This is a genomic window from Nonomuraea sp. NPDC052116, from assembly GCF_040680035.1.
In the GTDB taxonomy this organism is placed as follows: Bacteria; Actinomycetota; Actinomycetes; order Streptosporangiales; family Streptosporangiaceae; genus Nonomuraea; species Nonomuraea angiospora_A.
Window position 1 is genome coordinate 496,279 of sequence record NZ_JBFAWA010000002.1, and the last position, 17,201, is coordinate 513,479.

A 17,201-nucleotide genomic window follows, 5' to 3' on the forward strand; every position below is an offset into this window, starting at 1 on the left:
GGCATGGGTATGGTGTTTTGCATCTAGAGCGGAGGATCTTCCACCCGGGTGGAAGATCCTTCACCCGCGTATAAGGGTGTCCGCCGGTCTGCACTTCCTGTGGGTTCTCATCCGAAGTGGCGGGTTCTCGGGCGCTCCGGCAAAGCGGGTGGCGAGTTCTCAGCTACCGAGGGGCACCTGCACGTACGCACGAACGCGGCGGCTGAATCCGTGAGCATGGAGGAGGAGCGTCCCGTTTCCCGAAATCCGCCACTTCGCATGAGACAGCAAGACCAGTAACCGTCCCGATTACGAATGGCGAACCGCAGGCCCGGCGACTCGAGCGCTCGACAGATCAAGAGAGAAGCCACACTTCCGGCGGCAAAGCTTCATCACCGACTCCGAACACCACGCCTTCCGCGCCGACAGCGCCCAGTACATTGGCCCGCCTACCGAGGCAGGGGAGGCTCTGAGCGCATCGAGTGGGTACCGCTCACGGACATCCGCCGCCTGATCGACAAGCGCGAGCTCGTCGGCGGGACCAGCATGAACGCCCTGCTCTACGTCCTCGCAGAGGTGTAGTCGCCCACGGCCGCGGTCTTGCCGGCTGCCACCGCTTCACGCCTTGAGGGCTTCGCGTAGGCGTCTGCCGAGCTGATCCGCAGGCCGACCGCCCTTTCGCGGGCGGGGAGAGGGCTCCAGCGAGCCCATCTGGTAACCACGCAACGGGTGTTCGACTGGCGAGCGAAGCGAGCGGGGTTTTGGGCGGGCTCCAGCAGGTCCAGCCGGTAACCAGGCAAGGGGTGGGGGCCGGCGAGCGAAGCGAGCGGGGGTTTCGGGGGGTCGAAGGGGGCGGAACCCTTCCCGGGAGGCGCTGTCTGGAGCCCCTTGGCGCGAAGCGGCGCCTTCGTGGAAGGCCATGCGTTTCCCCCCGGGCCCTGGGGCGTTCCTGGCTGGCGTGGTACGCTCCCAAGCGAGCGCTTGGTTTAGTCGCCTGCCGAGAGGTCGCCGCATGAAGTTCTCGACCTTCCACCTCTTCCACCGCTTCGACGGCCATGGCTTCAAGGACGTCTATGACTACCATCTGGAGCTCGTCGAGCTGGCCGAGGAGCTGGGGTTCGACGGGGTACGGCTGGCCGAGCACCACTTCCGGGACTACGGCGTCGTCCCCAACCTGTTCACGATGCTGGCCCACGCCGCCGCCCGCACCTCCCGCATCCGGCTCGGCACGGGCATCGTGGTACTGCCCCTGCACAACCCGGTTCACGTGGCCGAGGAGGCCGCGATGGTGGACGTGCTCTCCGGTGGGCGGCTGGACCTGGGGATCGGGCGGGGGTATCAGAGCTTCGAGTTCGAGGGGTTCGGGATAGACCTGGCGGAGGCGCGCGACCGGTTCAACGAGGCGCTGGAGGTGATCCTCGGGCTCTGGACGCAGGATTCGTACCAGCATGAGGGGAAGTTCTACAAGACCGGCTCCGAGGTGAGCCTCGTCCCGAGGCCGCTGCAGTCGCCGCACCCGCCGCTGCACGTGGCGGCCGTCTCCCCCGAGACCGTGACCATGTACGCCGAGCGCGGGCTGCCCATTCTCGCCGACCCGGCGGCGCCGTTCCGCAAGGTCGTCAAGGCGGCGGAGACCTGGCGGGAGACGGCCGCGCAGGCGGGCCACCCCGAGGGCGCGGAGCTGGTCGTGGCGCGCAGCGTGTACGTGGCGCCGACGCTGGAACAGGCACGCGAGGACCAGGCGCGGTTCGAGGCGTCGTTCGACCGCTCGCGGATCTTCAACGAGCGCAGCGCCCCCATCGACCCGAAGACCGGCCGGGCCGCGCAGGGCTTCGAGTACTACCAGGACCGCTACCTCAAGGGCGGCACGCTGTCGACCGACTTCCGGTGGGAGCAACTGGACGTGATCGGGGACCCGGAGCGGGTGATCCAGCAGATCTCCCTCCTACGGGACTCCGGCTTCTCGAACCTCCTGTGCGACTTCGGCAGCACCCGCCCCATGCCGCTGGAGGAGATGAAGCGGATCATGCGCTTCTTCGCCGCCGAAGTCATGCCCGCGTTCCGGTAACCCCTCGGGAGGCTCAGATGATCCACAGTCTGTCCCTGTCAGACCTCCTCGCCGATCACGCCCGCAGCCGTCCCCAGGTCACGGCAGTGGTGGACGGGGATGTACGGCGTACGTACCCCGAGCTCGACGCCCGGGTGACCCGGCTGGCCGACGCCCTGGCGGGGCGGGGTGTGGCGGCCGGGGAGCGGGTGGTGTGGCTCGGCCAGAACTCCCACGCCGTACTGGAGCTGCTGCTGGCCTGCTCGCGGCTGGGCGCGATCCTCTGCCCGGCCAACTGGCGGCAGTCGGAGGACGAGCTGCGCTTCGTACTGTCCGATCTGACGCCCAAGGTCGTCGTATGGGAGCCTTCGGACGCCATCACGGCCGTGTCCGAGAGCACGTGGGTGCGGGCCGGGGACGAGTACGAGCAACTCGTGGCGAGCGGATCCCCGAGGGACTTCCCGCAGGTGGACGACGGCGAGCCGGTTCTCGCCCTCTACACCGCCGCCTTCGATGGACGCCCCAACGCGGCCCTGCTCAGCAGCGCCGCCCTTGTCGCCCACAGCGCCTCACTCCTCGTCGTACGCCAGATGGAGCCCGGCTTCACGTTCCTGAACAACGGCCCCCTCTTCCACGTGGGCACGATGATGTTCTGCCTGGCCACGTTCCAGATCGGCGGCACGAACGTGTTCACGCCCGCCTTCGACCCCGAAGAGGTCTGCCGCCTGATCGACGCTGAGCGGGTGACTCAGGCGTTCCTGTTCGGGCCGATGATCGACGCGATGACGGCCGCGAACGCCGGGGGCAAGTACGACCTGTCGTCGCTGAGGTTCGTCTCCCATTCGGCCGAGTGGGACAGCATGATCACGGTGGATGACTCTCCCTGGTGCCGCTCCAAGATGGGCGGGTACGGGCAGACCGAGGTCGGCGGGATGCTCACGTTCCTCGGGCTGGCCGATGGGGGCTCGGGGTTCGCGGGACGTCCCTCTCCGCTGGTCCAGGTACGCATCCTGGCCCCGGACGGGACCGAGCTGCCGCCCGGCGAGGTGGGCGAGATCTGCGCGCGCGGCAAGACCCTCTTTTCCGGATATTTCGCCCGTCACGACTTAAATACGGCCAAATCCGCGTATGGCTGGCACCACACCGGCGACCTCGGCCGCCGCGAACCCGACGGCACCATCACCTTCATCGGCCCCAAGCTCCGGATGATCAAATCGGGCGCCGAGAACGTCTACCCGGCCGAGGTGGAACGCGCCCTCAAATCCCATCCGGCCGTGGCCGACGCCGCCGTCATCGGCGTCCCGGACCCCACCTGGCACCAGGCGGTCAAGGCCGTAATCGCCCTCAAACCGGACGCCGCTGCCACGGCGGACGAGCTCGTCGAGCACGTCAGGACGCAGCTGGCGTCGTACAAGAAGCCGAGCCACGTGGCGTTCGTGGACGCGATACCGAAGCGCGGCTTCACCCCCGACTATGACGCCCTGGACTCGGCACACGGCGGCGGCAACTACCCGGGCACCTGACCCCGGGCTGCCGCCACCGGCCAAGGACCGCCGAGTGGGCCTGGGTGAGCGGATCGGTTACAGGGGGAGGCCTGCTTCTAGGTGGGCCAGGGCTTTGTCGAGTTCGACCGAGGCGTCCAGAGCCGGGTCCTTTACCAAGTCAAGCCAGACCGCCATGAGCACCCCCACGATCGCCCCCGTGACATTACGCAGCTCCGGATCATCGGCCGGCCGTCCGGTCCGGGCTGCCAGTTGCTCGTGCATGGTCCTGACCACGCCGCTGATGTTGTCCAGGCTGGCCGCCCACAGCTCGGGCACCGTGAACATGAGCTTCTCCCGCTCCATGCTCTCCGCGAACTCCTCCGCCGTCTGCCCGGCCAGCATCACCCGCATCGCGGCCCGTATCGCCGGCACGGGCTTGAGGTGGGCGGGGACGGACTGGAGCGCTTGCATGAAGGGCGGGAACTGGTCGACCAGCACCAGGTCCTCTTTGGTGGCGAAGTAGCGGAAGACGGTGCTCGGCGCCACCTCCGCCGCCTCCGCGATCTGCTCGACCGTCGTCGCGGCGTACCCCTGCTCCTGGAAGAGCCGCAGCGCCTCCTTCTGGATCAGCGCCCTGGTCTTGGCCTTCTTCCGCTCGCGCAGGCCCGGTCGATCGCTCATGACTCCGCATTCTCCGATGTACGGCCTCCCGAGTCCAATCGCAGGAGAAGACGATGATTCGCTATACAACTCCCAACTGAGAGCCTACTCTCAAAATTATGCGACTTCCCATCGAACGCAACCAGGAGTGCCCCTTCGACCCGCCCGCGCAGCTGCGCGACCTGCCGCCGATGGCCCGGTTGGAGATGGCCGACGGGCATCAGGGCTGGCTGGCCACGACGATGGCGGCGGCCCGCACCGTGCTGGGCGATCCGAGGTTCAGCGCCAGGCAGGAGCTCAAGCACGCCGCCGTGCGCGTCGTACGCCCCGGCGGTGCCGACCGGCCCGCCCCGCCGGGGTTCTTCGCCGCCACCGACCCGCCCGAGCACACCCGCTACCGCCGCCTGCTCACCGGGCAGTTCACGGTGCGCAGGATGCGCCTGCTGGAGCCGCGCATCGAGCAGATCGCGGCCGACCATCTCGACGCCATGGCGAAGGCGGGCCCGCCGGTCGATCTGGTGACGGCCTACGCCCTGCCGATCCCGTCGCTGGTCATCTGCGAGCTGCTCGGCGTGCCGTACAGCGACCACGACTTCTTCCAGGACCGCAGCGCCGCCCTCGTCACCCACGGCAGGGACGGCGCGCAGGCGACGGCCGACCTCACCGCATATCTCGGCGAGCTGGTACGCCGCAAGCGGGTCGAGCCGGGCGACGACCTGATCAGCGGCCTGACCGCCGAGCTGACGGACGAGGAGCTGACCTACGTCGCGCTGATCCTGCTCGTCGCGGGCCACGAGACCACCGCGAACATGCTGGCCCTGGGTGTGTTCGCGCTGTTGAAGGAGGGACTGCCGTTCGAGGAGGGCCCAGTGGAGGGCGCGGTGGAGGAGCTGCTTCGCTGGCTGTCGATCCTGCACCAGGGGGCGCCGTCCAGGGCGGCGCTCGAGGACGTGGAGGTGGCGGGCGAGGTGGTCAGGAAGGGGGAGACGGTCGCCCTGTCCCTGCCCGTGATCAACCGTGACGGCGCGGTGTTCGAGGATCCGGACGCGCTCAGGCTGGACCGGCCGGACGCGCGGCGGCACCTGGCGTTCGGCCACGGCGTGCACCAGTGCCTGGGGCAGCAGCTCGCCAGGAACGAGCTGCGCATCGGCTACCGGGCGCTGTTCGAGCGCTTCCCCGGCCTGCGACTGGCCGTCCCCGCCACCGAGGTGCCGCTGAAGCACGACGCCTCGGTGTACGGGGTGAGATGCCTTCCGGTGACCTGGCCGACCGGTGGCTGAAAGGTGACCTGGCCGGCTACCGGCTGAGGTGCTCCAGGGTCTGGTCGCGGCAGCCGGAGGAAGCGTTCACCGGGTTGCAGCGGGCCGTGGCGCCGCCGGGCAGCTCCGCCACGTAGTCGCTGCCGTTCCTGGCGGACAGGCCGATCACGGGGAAGTCGGTGCTGACCATCTGCGCGCCGCTGTCCAGCGCCGCCTTCAGCCTGCTCGTGTCGCCCGACCTGGCCTCGGTGAAGGGCACGTCGGACCTCGTACGGACGTAGTACCCCTTCCGTACGAGGTCCTGGATCTGCGCGGTGTTGGCGCCCTGCGGCTCGTTCCAGCCGACGAAGGCGGCGTCGGGGCGGCCTGGACGCGAGTTCGTGAACAGCACCCGCCCCTCCAGGCTCGGCCGGCCCGCCTTGTAGGGCGTCTGGATGTTCTCGCCCTGGTTGTCCATGAAGAACATGACCTTGCCCCGCGAGGACGACAGCTCGGGCCAGCCGCGCTTGAGAACGGACTGTTCGAGGGTGAGCCCCGGCCGGCGGACGTCGTCGGGCGTGATGAGCCGATCGTCGGGGAACACCGACCGGATCTCGGCGTCCAGGGCGTCCATCAGCGCCGTGTCCCACGCCGGGCTCTTGGCGCCGCCCATCGCCTCCTTGGCCGGGTCGGTGCTCTTGAACTCGGTGAGGATCGTCAGCGGCACGTGCCCGGGGTGCGCGTCGGACCATTCGCGCACCTGACGGAGGCAGGTGACCAGGGCCGAGCAGTTGGTGCCGTAGTCGTGGTCGGCCCAGTGCAGCACCTTGAAGCCGGGCTTGGCGAGCGCGGGGTCGTTCAGCGGCGGCAGCCCGGCGTCCCGCCTGACCAGCGGGTTGGCGTAGAGGCCGCCCTGCGGGTCGGGGAAGACGTCCAGCTCGATGCCGCGCACGTGCTGGGCGCCGAACTGGTTCGGCAGGGCGGTGTGCGAGTACTGCAGGTTCCACCAGTTGGCGTCGGTCCTGCGCTGCACGTCCTTCTCGGCGTCGGTCAGCTCGCGGTGGTAGCTGTTGTGGGTGGCCATGGTCTGGATCTGGTTGATCCGCAGGTTCCCGCGTCCGGCCGTGGTGGCGGCTGTGGTGGCGGCTGTGGTGGCGTCCGCGGCGGGTACGGACGCGAGCGCGGTCAGGGCGGTGGCGGCGAGGCCAATGAGGGCGAGGCGGCGCATGGGTCTCCTAGCAAGGGGGTTTTACCGGGACAGACCATCGAAGTCAGGGGTTAACGGTCGATCACGAAATATCCAAACGAGCTAGGAAATATGCGGGAACGTCAGAGGATGGCCAGCGGGGTCACCGGGCTGCCCGTGCCGCCCTCGATCCTGAGCGGCGCCACCACGAACACGAACTCCGTACACCCCCTCTCCCCCAGCTCCTCCAGCCACAGCATCTCGATCAGGTGGACGCCGTGCCGGTGCAGCAGGATGAGGTGCAGGTCGTCGGCGAGGCCCTCGTCGGCGAGGCCGCGGGCGTTGAGCCCGCCGATGGCGGCGTTGTCCGAGGCCACCACGGACACGTCGTGCGCCGCGAGCCAGCGGCCCGCCTCCGCCGACAGCCCGGGCTGGCCCGACCAGTACTCCTCGCGCGAGCGCCCCCACACCGCGGGCCATCCGGTACGGATCACCGCGGCGTCCCCCGGCCGCGGCATGGCGATCTCCGCCAGCAGCTCGGCCGGGATCCGGAAGTCGGCCGGCAGGTGGTCGAGGCCGAGGCGCCGGGGCACGTCGAACAGCACTCCCCTGGCGACCACGCCGCCCACCTGCTCGATCCCGCACCTGGTCGCCCCGTAGGAGCGGACCCGGGCCGCCGGGTGGCCGTTGTAGAGCTCGTCGCCGGACCACATGTGGCACAGCGCGTCCATGTGGGTCGTGGTGCCGTGGTGGCTGACGACCAGCGCGTCGTCGGCCACGTACAGGCCCTCCCCGATCGCGCGGGCGCCGGCCGCGTAGTCGCCGCCGTCCACGGACATGAAGTGCTGCGGCAGCGGACGGCCCGGCAGGTGCGGCACCGTCGTGGGGGCGGGCGAGGAGGTGGCGCCCCTGATCGGCATGGCCAGGCTCAGCACCTCGCCCGTGGTGGCGCTGCGCAGCGCGTCGAGCACCACGGCCGGGGTGAGGAGGTTGAGGGTGCCGCGCTGATCGTCTGGGCCGAATCGTCCCCAGTTGTTAGGCTCGTGAACCAAGTAAGCGCTTCCTTTCTCCTGTCTCACACGGAGGTGTGATGCACTGCGATCCGCGGTTCTCCCGCGTGCGCGAGGTGTTCGAGCGGCAGCTCGCCGACGGGGCGGAGCTGGGTGCCGCCTTCGCCGTCCAGCTGGACGGCGAGCTGGTCGTGGACCTGTGGGGTGGCGTCGCCGACCGGCACACGGGCCGGCCGTGGGAGCACGACACGCCTGCCTTCGCCTACTCCTGCACCAAGGCGATCACCGCCACCGTGCTGCTGCGGCTCGCCGAGCGGGGGCTGGTGGACGTCCCGGGGGCCGTCGCGGACGTGTGGCCGGAGTTCGCGGCCCGGGGCAAAGAGGCGATCACCGTCGAGCACCTGCTCACGCACCAGAGCGGGCTGCCGGTGGTGGAGGAGCCGGTGCCGGTGGAGGAGTTCGGGGACCTGGCGGCCATCGCCGCCCGGCTCGCCGGTCAGGCGCCGCTGTGGGAGCCGGGGTCGGCGCACGGGTATCACGCGCTGTCGTACGGGTTCCTGGTGGGCGAGGTGATCAGGCGCGTGACGGGCACGTCGGTCGGCGAGCTGGTGTCCGCCGAGATCGCCGGGCCGCTGGGGCTGGAGCTGTGGGTGGGCGCGCCGGACGCGGTGATCGCCCGTACGGCCCGCCTCAAGGCAGGCGAAAGCCCTCAAACGGGTGCGGGCCCGGCACCCACCGAAGGGCAAGCTGAGGCCGAGACAGCCGTGCCGACCGTGATGGCCGAGATGGCCAAGGCCGCGCTCGATCCGCAGAGCCTCATGAACCGGGCGCTCGGCAATCCCGGCATGCACCGGCTCAAGGGCGGCGCGAACCACCCCGTCATCCTGCGCGCCGGATGGCCCGCGGCCGGGGTCGTCACCACGGCAAGGGGGCTGGCCGGGTTCTACCGGTCGCTGATCGCGGGCGACCTGCTGCGCCCCGAGACGCTGCGGGACGCCGTACGCCCCCGCGTGCACGGCCCCGACCGCGTCCTCTTCCTGGACACGTCGTTCGGCCTGGGTTACATGCGGCCGTCGATGACGTTCCCGATGCCGTCCGAGACCGCGTTCGGCCACTCCGGGCTGGGCGGCTCCCTCGGCGTCGGCGACCCGGAGCGCGGCCTGGGCATCGGCTACGTCATGAACAAGATGGCCAACGCCGTCTCCGGCAACCTGCGCGGCCTGCGCCTGGTGCAGGCCGTCTACGACTCGCTCTGACCGCCGCATGATCGCTCACTGCATCGTGACGCCGCCGCTCACCGACAGCGTCTGCCCGGTGATGTACGCGGCGCGATCCGTACAGAGGTAGGACACCAGGCCCGCCACGTCGGCGGGCGTGCCGAGGCGGCGCAGCGGGATGCCCCGCGCGATCCTGTCCACCAGCCCCGGTTCGGCCGCCGACACCCGGCGGAGCATCGGCGTGTCCGTGGGGCCCGGGCAGACCACGTTCGAGGTGACGTGCGCCTTGGCGGCCTCCCGGGCGATCGTCTTGGCCAGCCCGAACAGGCCCGCCTTGGTCGCCGCGTACGCGCCCTCGCCGCCCGACCCCGCCCTGGCGCCGTCCGAGGAGATGAACACCAGCCGCCCCCGCCCCCTGGCCGCCATCCCCGGCAGCAGCAGCTTGGTGAGCAGCATCGGCCCGCGCAGGTTGACCTGCCACATGAGGTCCCAGTTCGCCGGGTCGCTCTCGGTGAACGGCTCCACGATCGACACCCCGGCGTTGTGCACCAGGATGTCCACGGGGCCCACGGCGCCGCCGAACTCCGCGACGGACGCCGGCGAGGTCAGGTCGACGGCCAGCGCCCGCGCTCCGGACAGGCCGGAGGCCACCTTCTCCGCGTTCGGCAGGTCCACGTCGGCGACGACGACCTCCGCGCCCAGCGTGGTCAGGTCTGTGGCGATGGCCGAGCCGATCGCGCCCGCTCCGCCGGTGACCACCGCGACGCGCCCGTCCAGGCGCAGCCCGTCCATCACTTCCACGCCTCCACCAGGTCGGCGGTGGTGGCGCGGGTGGCGAGGAGGCTGATCGTGTGTTTCAGTACGGCCTGCGCGTACTCCTCTGGGATGCCCGCCACCGCGTCCCTGACCACGGTCACCCGGTAGCCCAGGTTGACCGCCTCCAGCGCGAGCCCGGGGATGCCGAGGTTGAGCGAGACCCCCAGCGCGACCACGTGGGAGACGCCCAGGGAGCGCAGCGTCATGTCGAGCGAGGTGCCGGTGAACGGGGAGAACCCGTGGTGGCGGCGGCTCTCCAGGTCGCCGCCGTCCCACAGCTCCGGGAGGACCTCGGTGGCGGCCGTGCCCTCCAGCATGTGACCGGGGTCCTTGAGCAGGGCGACGATGAACGGGCAGTTGTCCGTGTGGGAGCCGGACCGGTCGGGGCGGAAGGCCGCCGTGCAGTGGATCACCGGGATGCCGGCCGACCTGGCCGTGTGGAGGAGGCGGGCGGCGTTGGCGACGACGTCGTGCCGCGCACAGGCCGCCACCAGATCCGGAAATTTCGTGAGATCGCCGACGACGCCCCTTTGCATCTCCATCACCAGCACGGCCACGCGCTCCACAGGCGACCTCCGTCGATTTAGCCGAGCGCTTGCTTGGGACGCCTCAGCATATCACCCGCGACACAGGGTTATTTCGCATTAACGCCCGGCGAAATATCTCCAGTCGTGACAACCCGAACCCCGGGTGAGACCGTCGAATCGATGACGGCTGCTGATGGGGGTTCGACTTGGTCCCTGGTTACCGTGAAGTTCGCCAGCTCGGCGCGGGCCGTACCGGCCGCGTGTTCCTCGCCACCTACCAGCAGACCGGCGCCTACGTGGCGATCAAGTACCTGAACGCCACCCTGCGCAGGGACACCGAGTTCATGGACCGCTTCCGGTCGGACACCCACGAGCTCGTCGAGATCGACGACCCCAACGTGGTCCGGCTCTACGAGTACGTCGAGACCCCCACCAGGGCGGCCGTCGTCATGGAGCTGGTGGACGGCGTGTCGCTGCGTACGCTGCTGGACGAGCACCGCGGGATCAGCCCGGAGGCGGCCCTCACCGTGCTGAAGAGCACGCTGCTGGCCCTGGCCGCCGCGCACGAGCGAGGGGTGCCGCACCGCGACGTCAAGCCGGAGAACATCCTGGTCCAGGCCGACGGCACCAGCAAGCTGGCCGACTTCGGCGTGGTCGTGTACGCGGAGGAGCCGGGCGTGCCAGCCGGCAGCCCCGAGTACATGTCGCCCGAGCTGTGGACGCAGGACCGGACGGGGCCGCCGGCTGACGTGTACGCGGCGGCGTGCGTGCTGTTCGAGGCGGTCAGGGGGCGGCCGCCGTACCGGGCCGTCAAGGAGGGCGAGGACAGGGCGCTGGACGTCCCGGCCTTGCGGGACAAGCACCTGGTGGAGCCGGTGCCGCTGGAGGTCGCGCCCGACTCGCTGCGCGACCTGCTCAGGCGCGGGATGGCCAAGGACCCGGCGACCAGGTACGCCTCGGCCAGGCAGTTCGCGGCGGAGCTGGAGGAGGACGCGGTCGCCGGGTACGGCCCGGACTGGGAGAAGCGCGGGCGGCGGCACCTGGGCGAGCTGGCCACGCTGCTGGCCCTGCGCTTCCCGCTGGCCAGGACCGAGCGGGCCTCCGGAGTCACGACCACCCTCCGGGACCGGGTGCTGCGGATGCCCCGGCTGCCGCCGTACCTGTGGGTGGCGGGGGCGACGGTGGCCGCCGTGGCGATCTCGCTCCTGATGTCGGGCGGGCGCATGCCTCCCGGACCCGGCACGATCCTCATGCCGCCGCCCAAGACGGCGCAGAGCGAGCCGGAGCCGGCGCCCGTGGACGCTGCCACGCCCACCCGGACCCGGACGTCCGCGGCTCCCCGGCGCAGCACTCCCGCGCGCACGGCCGCCCCTCCCCCCAGTCCTCCTCCCAGCCTTCCTCCCAGCCTTCCTCCCACTGTGCGGCAGGGCGGGACCTCGGTGCCACGTCCGACCGCGGTGCGGGCCGCCGGCATCGTGGGGTGGAGCGGCACGGCGGGAGCGATCACGGTCTCGGCGGACGGCACGGGACCCGTACGGCTGCGGATCTCGTACACGCGGCGGGAAGGGGAGGGCGGGGCGGCCCGGACGGTGCAGCAGGAGATGCGGACCTTACGGGGGAGCACGGCATACACCAGTGCCGTCACGCACGATCCTGGAGGTGTTTCCTGCGGGAAGCGGGCGTATGTCGGGATCGTGGTGATGACGGAGCCGGCGGCGGGGAACGGGCCGCAGGTGAGCGAGGTCGCCGTCGACGGTCCTGCCTGCCCCACGCCTACGCCGACTCCCCACTCGCCTACACCTACACCCACGCCTACGCCTACGCCGAGCGAGGAGCACAGCAGGACGGCCGTCGGGACGCCTACGCCATCGGAGGAATCCTTCGCCCGATCATCGGACGAGCCCACCGGCCGGCCCTCCGAGGAGCCCATGATGCTCCTCTCGACGCCCGAGGAGGAGCCGCCCCTTTAGCGGCTGGGTGGGGGCCTTGTGGGGCAACCAAGCGTGCGCTAGCTTGGCATGCGATGAGCGGTGACACCTCTGCGTACTGGGCCGCCTGCAGGCGCGGCGAGCTGGTCGTCCAGCGCTGTACGTCCTGCGACCGCCGCGTCCACCTCCCCGAGGCGGCCTGCCCCTGGTGCGGTGGCGGGGAGCTCGTCTTCGAGCCGGTCGAGGGCGAGGGCGTCGTGCACACCTTCACCGTCGTGCACCGCTCGTTCGCCCCCGCCTACCGGGGCCGGGAGCCGTACGTGATGGCCTGGGTGGACCTGCCCGCCGGCGTGCGGGCGTTCGGGCACGTGGTGGGATGCGCCCCCGGCGAGGTACGCGTCGGCATGCCGGTACGCGTGACGTTCATCGACGAACTCCCCCATTGGAGGCCCACGTGAAGCTCGGCAACGTGCTCATCCCCGTCGCGAACCTGGACGAGGCGATCGCCTTCTACGGGCTGCCGGTGAAGTTCAGGGACGGCGACAGGTTCGCGGCACTCGACGGCGGCGGGGTCACCGTGGCGCTGGCCGGGCCCGCCGAGCACGTCACGACCTCGGTCGCGCCGTCGTACAAGGTGGACGACGTGGCGGACGCCGTGCGGGGGCTGACGGAACGCGGCGGCGAGGTGGTGCGGGAACCCGAGAAGGGGCCGCACGAGATCCGGGCGGTGCTGCGCGACCCCTCAGGAAACGTCTTCGTGCTCTATCAGCCCCTCTGACTGGAGGCCTCCCCCATGGCGCGATCACCTTATGGCAACTACGGCCACGCGATCCTGACCGCCGGAGCGCTGCGCACGCCCGACCAGGTCGCGCTCACGTACTGCGGCGAGCAGAGCTTCACCTACGACCAGCTCAACAGGAACGTCAACCGCCGCGCCCACGCCCTCCTGGAGAAGGGGGTCGGGCCGGGCCGGCGGGTGGCGGCGCTGCTCAACGAGACGCTGCGGGTGGCCGAGGTCTACCTCGCGCAGGCCAAGATCGGGGCGGTGACGGCGGCGCTGAACCCGTACTGGCCGGTGGAGACGCTGCGTGACGTGGTGGCGGCCTCGGGGTGCACGGCGTTCGTGTACGACGCGACGGTCGAGGGCGTGGTCGCGCAGATCAGGGACTCGCTCCCCGGCGTGACCACGTGGATCGACGTGCGGGAGCTCGAAGGCGCCTCCGACGAGGAGCCCCCGATCAGCGGCCGGTACGACGACCCGCTGGCCCTCTACTACACCTCGGGCACGACGGGATTACCGAAGGCCGTCGTGCACACGCACGCGTCGTCGCTGGCCACGGCGCAGATCTGGCTGGACGTGCCGCGCGGTCCCGACTCGGTGTTCGGGACGGGCGCGATCATCTGGGGCATCGGCTTCCCCGCCATCGTCGGGCCCGCCCTGTACGCCGGGATGCGGCTGGTGCTGGAGCAGGACTGGGGCCCGGCGAACTTCCTGCGCGTCGTCCCCCGCGAACGGGTCACGCATCTCTCGCAGATCCCCTCGTTCTACGCGGCGCTGCTCGCGTCCCCCGAGCACGAGGACGTGGACCTGTCGTCCATCCAGGTGATCATGCTGGGCGGCGAGCCCCTGACCGCGACCATGCTCGAACGGATCAAGGCCAGGCTGCCGCAGGCGGGCGTGTACTCGTACTACGGCCAGACCGAGGCCCCGTACACGTGCATGGGCCGGGTGGACGACGGCACGACCCCGCTCGGCTCCTCCGGCCGCCCCCGCACCGGCAACGCGGTGCGGATCACGGACCCGAACGGCGAGCGCGTGGTCGGCGAGGTGGGCGAGATCAACCTGGCCGGGCCGCACCGGATGACCGGCTACGACGGCCTGCCCGAGCGGACGGCCGAGGTGCTGCGCGGCGAGTGGTACGTCGGCGGCGACCTCGGCACGCTCTCCCCGGACGGCGTGCTGCGCGTGCTGGGCAGGCGGGAGGACTCGATACTCAAGGGCGGCGTCTGGACGCAGCCGGTCGTGATCGAGGAGGCGGTCTCGGCGCTGGACGGCGTGGCCGAGGCCGGCGCGGTGGGCGTGCCCGAGGGGGCCTCCGAGCAGGAGGTCCTGCTGGCGGTCGTGCCGCGGGCGGGGCACACGCTGGACGCGTCCAAGCTGGCGCTCGCGCTGGCCGACACCCTGCCGGCCCATCAACGGCCCGACCACATCGTGGTGGCCGACGCGCTGCCGCACTCGCAGGACGCCTCCGGCGGCCCCGGCAAGCTGCTGCGCGGGAAGATCCGCGAGCTGCTCGGGTGAGCGCGTACGAGCACGAGGTCAAGGCGCTGCTCAGCGCGGCCGGGGTGCCGGTGCCGCGCGGGGTCGTGGTGCACGACCTGGACTCCGGCCTGGACTTCGACCGGGCCGGGGAGCTGGCCGAGCCGCTGGTGCTGAAGGCGTTCGGCCCGGGACTGGTGCACAAGTCGGACGTCGGCGCCGTCGCGCTGGGGCTCTCCAGGGAGGACCTCGCCGCGGCGGCGGCCGGCATGCGGGCCAGGCTGGAGGTCGCGGGCTTCCTCGTCGAGGAGCAGGCCGAGGCGGGCGTGGAGCTGATCGTGGGCCTGGTGCGGGACCCCGGGTTCGGGCCGGTGCTCCTCACCGGGCTGGGCGGGGTGTGGACGGAGGCGCTGCGCGACACGGCGCTGCGGCTCTGCCCGATCTCGGAGGAGGACGCGCGGCGCATGCTGGCGTCGCTGCGCGGGTCCTCCGTCCTGTACGGGAGCCGCGGCGGCCCGCCGGTGGACGTGGACGCGGTGGTCAAGCTGCTCATGACGGTCGGCGGCCCGGGTGGGCTGTGGGAGCGGCTCGAACTGGGCGAGTTCGAGCTGAACCCGGTGATCGCCGGGCCTTCCGAGGTGATCGCGGTCGACGCCCGCTACCTGCCTTCCCCGGGACCCGTGGCGGGCGCGTCCCGTGCGGCGACGGACTTCCTGCCGCTCTTCGAGCCCAAGGCCGTGGCCGTCGTCGGGGCCTCCACGACCAGGCCGAACTTCGGGAACATGTTCCTCGGCTTCTACCGCGCCGCGGGCGTCCCGCTGGTGGCCGTGCACCCCACGGCGGCCGAGGTGGCGGGGGTGCCGGCCGTGCCGTCCCTCGCCGAGGCGGACGTGGACTACGCCCTCGTGGCCGTGCCCGCCGAACGCTGCGCCGAGGTGCTGCGGGAGGCGCGCGGGGTGCCGTTCGTGCAGGTGATGAGCGGCGGGTTCGCCGAGACCGGCCGGCCGGACCTGGAGGAGGAGCTGGTCGAGGCGGCGCGGGCGGCGGGGACGCGGCTGCTGGGGCCCAACTGCATGGGCGTGTACAGCCCTCGAGGACGGCAGACGTTCGTCGGGGGCGGGCTCGGGCCCGCCGGGACGGTGGCGCTGATCTCGCAGAGCGGCGGGCTCGCGGGCGAGGTGATCAAGGTCGGGGAGCGGCGCGGGCTGGCGTTCAGCCGGGTCGTCACCGTGGGGAACTCCGCCGACGTGACCCCCGCCGAGCTGCTGCGCTGGCTCGCCCGGGACCAGGAGACGCGGGCCGTCGGGCTGTACCTGGAGGACCCGCGTGACGGGCGCGAGCTGTTCGAGGCGCTGCGCGCCACGGAGCTGCCGGTGGTGCTCCTGGTCGGCGGGCGGAGCGGGCAGGGGCAGGAGGCGGCCGCGTCCCACACGGGCGGCATGGTGAGCGACCGGCGGGTGTGGGAGGCGGTGGCCGAGCAGGCGGGAGCGGTGCTGGTCGCCGGCCAGGACGACCTGATCGGGGTGCTGGCGTACTTCCAGGCGCACGGCTCGCGCTCAGGCGCCGCCTCCGGCGATGTGCTGGTGGTGGGGCCGAGCGGGGGCGCGAGCGTGCTGGCGGCGGACGCGTTCGACCTGGCGGGGGTACGGCTGGATCCCCTGCCCCCGGACGCGCTGGAGGCGCTGCGCGGGCTCGGGGTGGTGGCCTCCGGCAACCCGCTCGAAGTGCCGGTCGGGCCCCTGGGCCGGGCCGGGCTCGTGCCCGAGGTCGTCTCGGCGCTGCTGCGGTGCCGGCCGTACGGCGACGTGGTCCTGCACGTGAACGTCCAGGCGTTCTTCACGTACGGGGACGCGGCGGAGCCCCTGTACGCCTACACGCGGGCCGTGGCGCAGGCGCAGGCCGCGCTGCCGGGCACCAGGATCACCCTCGTCACCAGGAACGGCGAGTGCGCGCCCCCGGGCGTCGAGGACGAAGTGAGGCGGATCGCGGCGGAGGCGGGGATCCCCGTCTACCGCTCCATGGAGGCGGCGGCGGTGGCCGTCGCGGCTGGAGGGCGTTATGGGGTTACTTGAGGGCAAGGTCGCGTTGATCACCGGTGGCGCTCGCGGGATGGGGGCGGCGCACGTGCGGCTCTTCCTTGAGGAGGGGGCGCGGGTGGTGTTCGGTGACGTGCTGGACGAGGAGGGGAAGGCGCTGGCCGAGGAGACGGGGGCCGCGTTCGTCCATCACGACGTGACGAGCGTCGAGGACTGGGATCGGGCGGTGGCGACGGCCACCGAGCTGCACGGCCGGCTGGACGTGCTGGTCAACAACGCCGGGATCCTGAAATTTCGGCGCATCAGCGATATGTCTCCCGAGGACTTCGACCGGGTGATCGGCGTCAACCTCAAGGGCACCTGGCTCGGCATCAAGTCGGCGATCGACCCCATGAAGGCGGCCGGCCGGGGCGCCATCGTGAACATCTCCTCGATCGAGGGCTACGTCGGGGCCGAGGGGCTGTCGGCGTACTCGGCGTCGAAGTTCGGGGTGCGCGGGCTGACCAAGTCGGCGGCGCGGGAGCTGGCCCGGTTCAAGATCCGGGTGAACTCGGTGCATCCCGGCGCGATCAACACCTCGATGGCGATGGATCCCGACATGATGAACGAGGTCGACGCCGACGCCTTCGTGAAGTCCATGGTCATCAAGCGCTTCGCCAAGCCGGTGGAGGTGTCCCACGTGGTGGCCTTCCTGGCCTCGGATCGGGCCAGCTACTGCACGGGCAGCGAGTTCACGGTGGACGGCGGGCTGCTCACGGGCGCGGGGTACTGACTCGGGGCAAGGCTCTCACCTGGTACGAGGTAGATCTTTTT

Annotated in this window: 15 protein-coding genes; 10 read left to right on the forward strand and 5 right to left on the reverse strand. The window is 71.3% G+C overall.

The features are described from left to right. Window positions 1-991: 991 nt before the first annotated feature. Window positions 992-2,047, forward strand: a complete 1,056-nt coding sequence (locus AB0L65_RS05230; RefSeq protein WP_364240402.1) for an LLM class flavin-dependent oxidoreductase — start codon at window positions 992-994, stop codon at window positions 2,045-2,047. Between the two features lie 17 nt (window positions 2,048-2,064). Further along, window positions 2,065-3,549, forward strand: a complete 1,485-nt coding sequence (locus AB0L65_RS05235) for an AMP-binding protein (RefSeq protein ID WP_364240404.1) — start codon at window positions 2,065-2,067, stop codon at window positions 3,547-3,549. Window positions 3,550-3,606: 57 nt separating this feature from the next. Here the strand turns inward: AB0L65_RS05235 and AB0L65_RS05240 are convergent, their stop codons facing one another. Continuing rightward, window positions 3,607-4,191 carry a TetR family transcriptional regulator gene (locus AB0L65_RS05240; RefSeq protein ID WP_364240406.1) on the reverse strand — a complete coding sequence of 195 codons (585 nt, stop codon included), beginning with the start codon at window positions 4,189-4,191 and terminating at the stop codon, window positions 3,607-3,609. A 98-nt stretch (window positions 4,192-4,289) separates the two neighbouring features. Here AB0L65_RS05240 and AB0L65_RS05245 point away from each other — a divergent pair, with 98 nt between their 5' ends. Further along, window positions 4,290-5,450, forward strand: coding sequence for a cytochrome P450 (locus AB0L65_RS05245; protein WP_364240408.1), 1,161 nt, complete (start codon window positions 4,290-4,292; stop codon window positions 5,448-5,450). A gap of 16 nt (window positions 5,451-5,466) precedes the next feature. Here the strand turns inward: AB0L65_RS05245 and AB0L65_RS05250 are convergent, their stop codons facing one another. Both AB0L65_RS05250 and AB0L65_RS05255 read right to left on the reverse strand, forming a co-directional pair. Continuing rightward, window positions 5,467-6,636 carry a phosphatidylinositol-specific phospholipase C1-like protein gene (locus AB0L65_RS05250; protein ID WP_364240410.1) on the reverse strand — a complete coding sequence of 390 codons (1,170 nt, stop codon included), beginning with the start codon at window positions 6,634-6,636 and terminating at the stop codon, window positions 5,467-5,469. 101 nt (window positions 6,637-6,737) lie between these two features. Further along, on the reverse strand, window positions 6,738-7,646 hold the full coding sequence (locus AB0L65_RS05255; protein WP_364240412.1) for a cyclase family protein: 909 nt from the start codon (window positions 7,644-7,646) through the stop codon (window positions 6,738-6,740). Window positions 7,647-7,684: 38 nt separating this feature from the next. Between AB0L65_RS05255 and AB0L65_RS05260 the strand changes: the two genes are divergently transcribed. Beyond that, on the forward strand, window positions 7,685-8,860 hold the full coding sequence (locus tag AB0L65_RS05260) for a serine hydrolase domain-containing protein (RefSeq protein ID WP_364240414.1): 1,176 nt from the start codon (window positions 7,685-7,687) through the stop codon (window positions 8,858-8,860). A gap of 15 nt (window positions 8,861-8,875) precedes the next feature. Here AB0L65_RS05260 and AB0L65_RS05265 read toward each other — a convergent pair whose 3' ends face one another. Together AB0L65_RS05265 and AB0L65_RS05270 are read right to left on the reverse strand one after the other, a co-directional pair. Continuing rightward, on the reverse strand, window positions 8,876-9,613 hold the full coding sequence (locus AB0L65_RS05265; RefSeq protein ID WP_364240598.1) for an SDR family NAD(P)-dependent oxidoreductase: 738 nt from the start codon (window positions 9,611-9,613) through the stop codon (window positions 8,876-8,878). Further along, entirely contained in the window at window positions 9,613-10,203 is a 591-nt protein-coding gene (locus tag AB0L65_RS05270) for an isochorismatase family cysteine hydrolase (RefSeq protein ID WP_364240416.1), read from the reverse strand. Before AB0L65_RS05270 ends, AB0L65_RS05265 begins: the two co-directional genes overlap by 1 nt. A gap of 167 nt (window positions 10,204-10,370) precedes the next feature. Here AB0L65_RS05270 and AB0L65_RS05275 point away from each other — a divergent pair, with 167 nt between their 5' ends. From AB0L65_RS05275 to AB0L65_RS05300, 6 genes are read left to right on the forward strand one after another with little or no spacing between them, the layout of a single operon-like run. Then, window positions 10,371-12,134, forward strand: a complete 1,764-nt coding sequence (locus AB0L65_RS05275) for a serine/threonine-protein kinase (RefSeq protein WP_364240417.1) — start codon at window positions 10,371-10,373, stop codon at window positions 12,132-12,134. A 53-nt stretch (window positions 12,135-12,187) separates the two neighbouring features. After that, complete coding sequence (locus AB0L65_RS05280; RefSeq protein WP_364240418.1) at window positions 12,188-12,550, forward strand: Zn-ribbon domain-containing OB-fold protein; 363 nt, start codon at window positions 12,188-12,190, stop codon at window positions 12,548-12,550. Beyond that, a complete protein-coding gene (locus AB0L65_RS05285) occupies window positions 12,547-12,870 on the forward strand; it encodes a VOC family protein (protein ID WP_355210710.1) in 324 nt (107 codons plus the stop codon). Before AB0L65_RS05280 ends, AB0L65_RS05285 begins: the two co-directional genes overlap by 4 nt. Before the next feature lie 15 nt (window positions 12,871-12,885). Then, window positions 12,886-14,394 carry a class I adenylate-forming enzyme family protein gene (locus AB0L65_RS05290; protein ID WP_364240420.1) on the forward strand — a complete coding sequence of 503 codons (1,509 nt, stop codon included), beginning with the start codon at window positions 12,886-12,888 and terminating at the stop codon, window positions 14,392-14,394. Continuing rightward, complete coding sequence (locus tag AB0L65_RS05295) at window positions 14,391-16,424, forward strand: acetate--CoA ligase family protein (RefSeq protein WP_364240422.1); 2,034 nt, start codon at window positions 14,391-14,393, stop codon at window positions 16,422-16,424. The genes AB0L65_RS05290 and AB0L65_RS05295 overlap by 4 nt, the downstream gene beginning before the upstream one ends. Next, on the forward strand, window positions 16,411-17,160 hold the full coding sequence (locus tag AB0L65_RS05300) for a glucose 1-dehydrogenase (RefSeq protein ID WP_363984799.1): 750 nt from the start codon (window positions 16,411-16,413) through the stop codon (window positions 17,158-17,160). Before AB0L65_RS05295 ends, AB0L65_RS05300 begins: the two co-directional genes overlap by 14 nt. Window positions 17,161-17,201 lie beyond the last annotated feature (41 nt).

Excerpts from the sequence above, each read along its gene's own strand:
- AB0L65_RS05290 (WP_364240420.1), top strand. The coding sequence starts at position 12,886 with ATGGCGCGATCACCTTATGGCAACTACGGCCACGCGATCCTGACCGCC.
- AB0L65_RS05250 (WP_364240410.1), bottom strand. The coding sequence starts at position 6,636 with ATGCGCCGCCTCGCCCTCATTGGCCTCGCCGCCACCGCCCTGACCGCG.
- AB0L65_RS05235 (WP_364240404.1), top strand. The coding sequence starts at position 2,065 with ATGATCCACAGTCTGTCCCTGTCAGACCTCCTCGCCGATCACGCCCGC.
- AB0L65_RS05300 (WP_363984799.1), top strand. The coding sequence starts at position 16,411 with ATGGGGTTACTTGAGGGCAAGGTCGCGTTGATCACCGGTGGCGCTCGC.
- AB0L65_RS05260 (WP_364240414.1), top strand. The coding sequence starts at position 7,685 with ATGCACTGCGATCCGCGGTTCTCCCGCGTGCGCGAGGTGTTCGAGCGG.
- AB0L65_RS05280 (WP_364240418.1), top strand. The coding sequence starts at position 12,188 with ATGAGCGGTGACACCTCTGCGTACTGGGCCGCCTGCAGGCGCGGCGAG.
- AB0L65_RS05240 (WP_364240406.1), bottom strand. The coding sequence starts at position 4,191 with ATGAGCGATCGACCGGGCCTGCGCGAGCGGAAGAAGGCCAAGACCAGG.
- AB0L65_RS05245 (WP_364240408.1), top strand. The coding sequence starts at position 4,290 with ATGCGACTTCCCATCGAACGCAACCAGGAGTGCCCCTTCGACCCGCCC.
- AB0L65_RS05265 (WP_364240598.1), bottom strand. The coding sequence starts at position 9,613 with ATGGACGGGCTGCGCCTGGACGGGCGCGTCGCGGTGGTCACCGGCGGA.
- AB0L65_RS05230 (WP_364240402.1), top strand. The coding sequence starts at position 992 with ATGAAGTTCTCGACCTTCCACCTCTTCCACCGCTTCGACGGCCATGGC.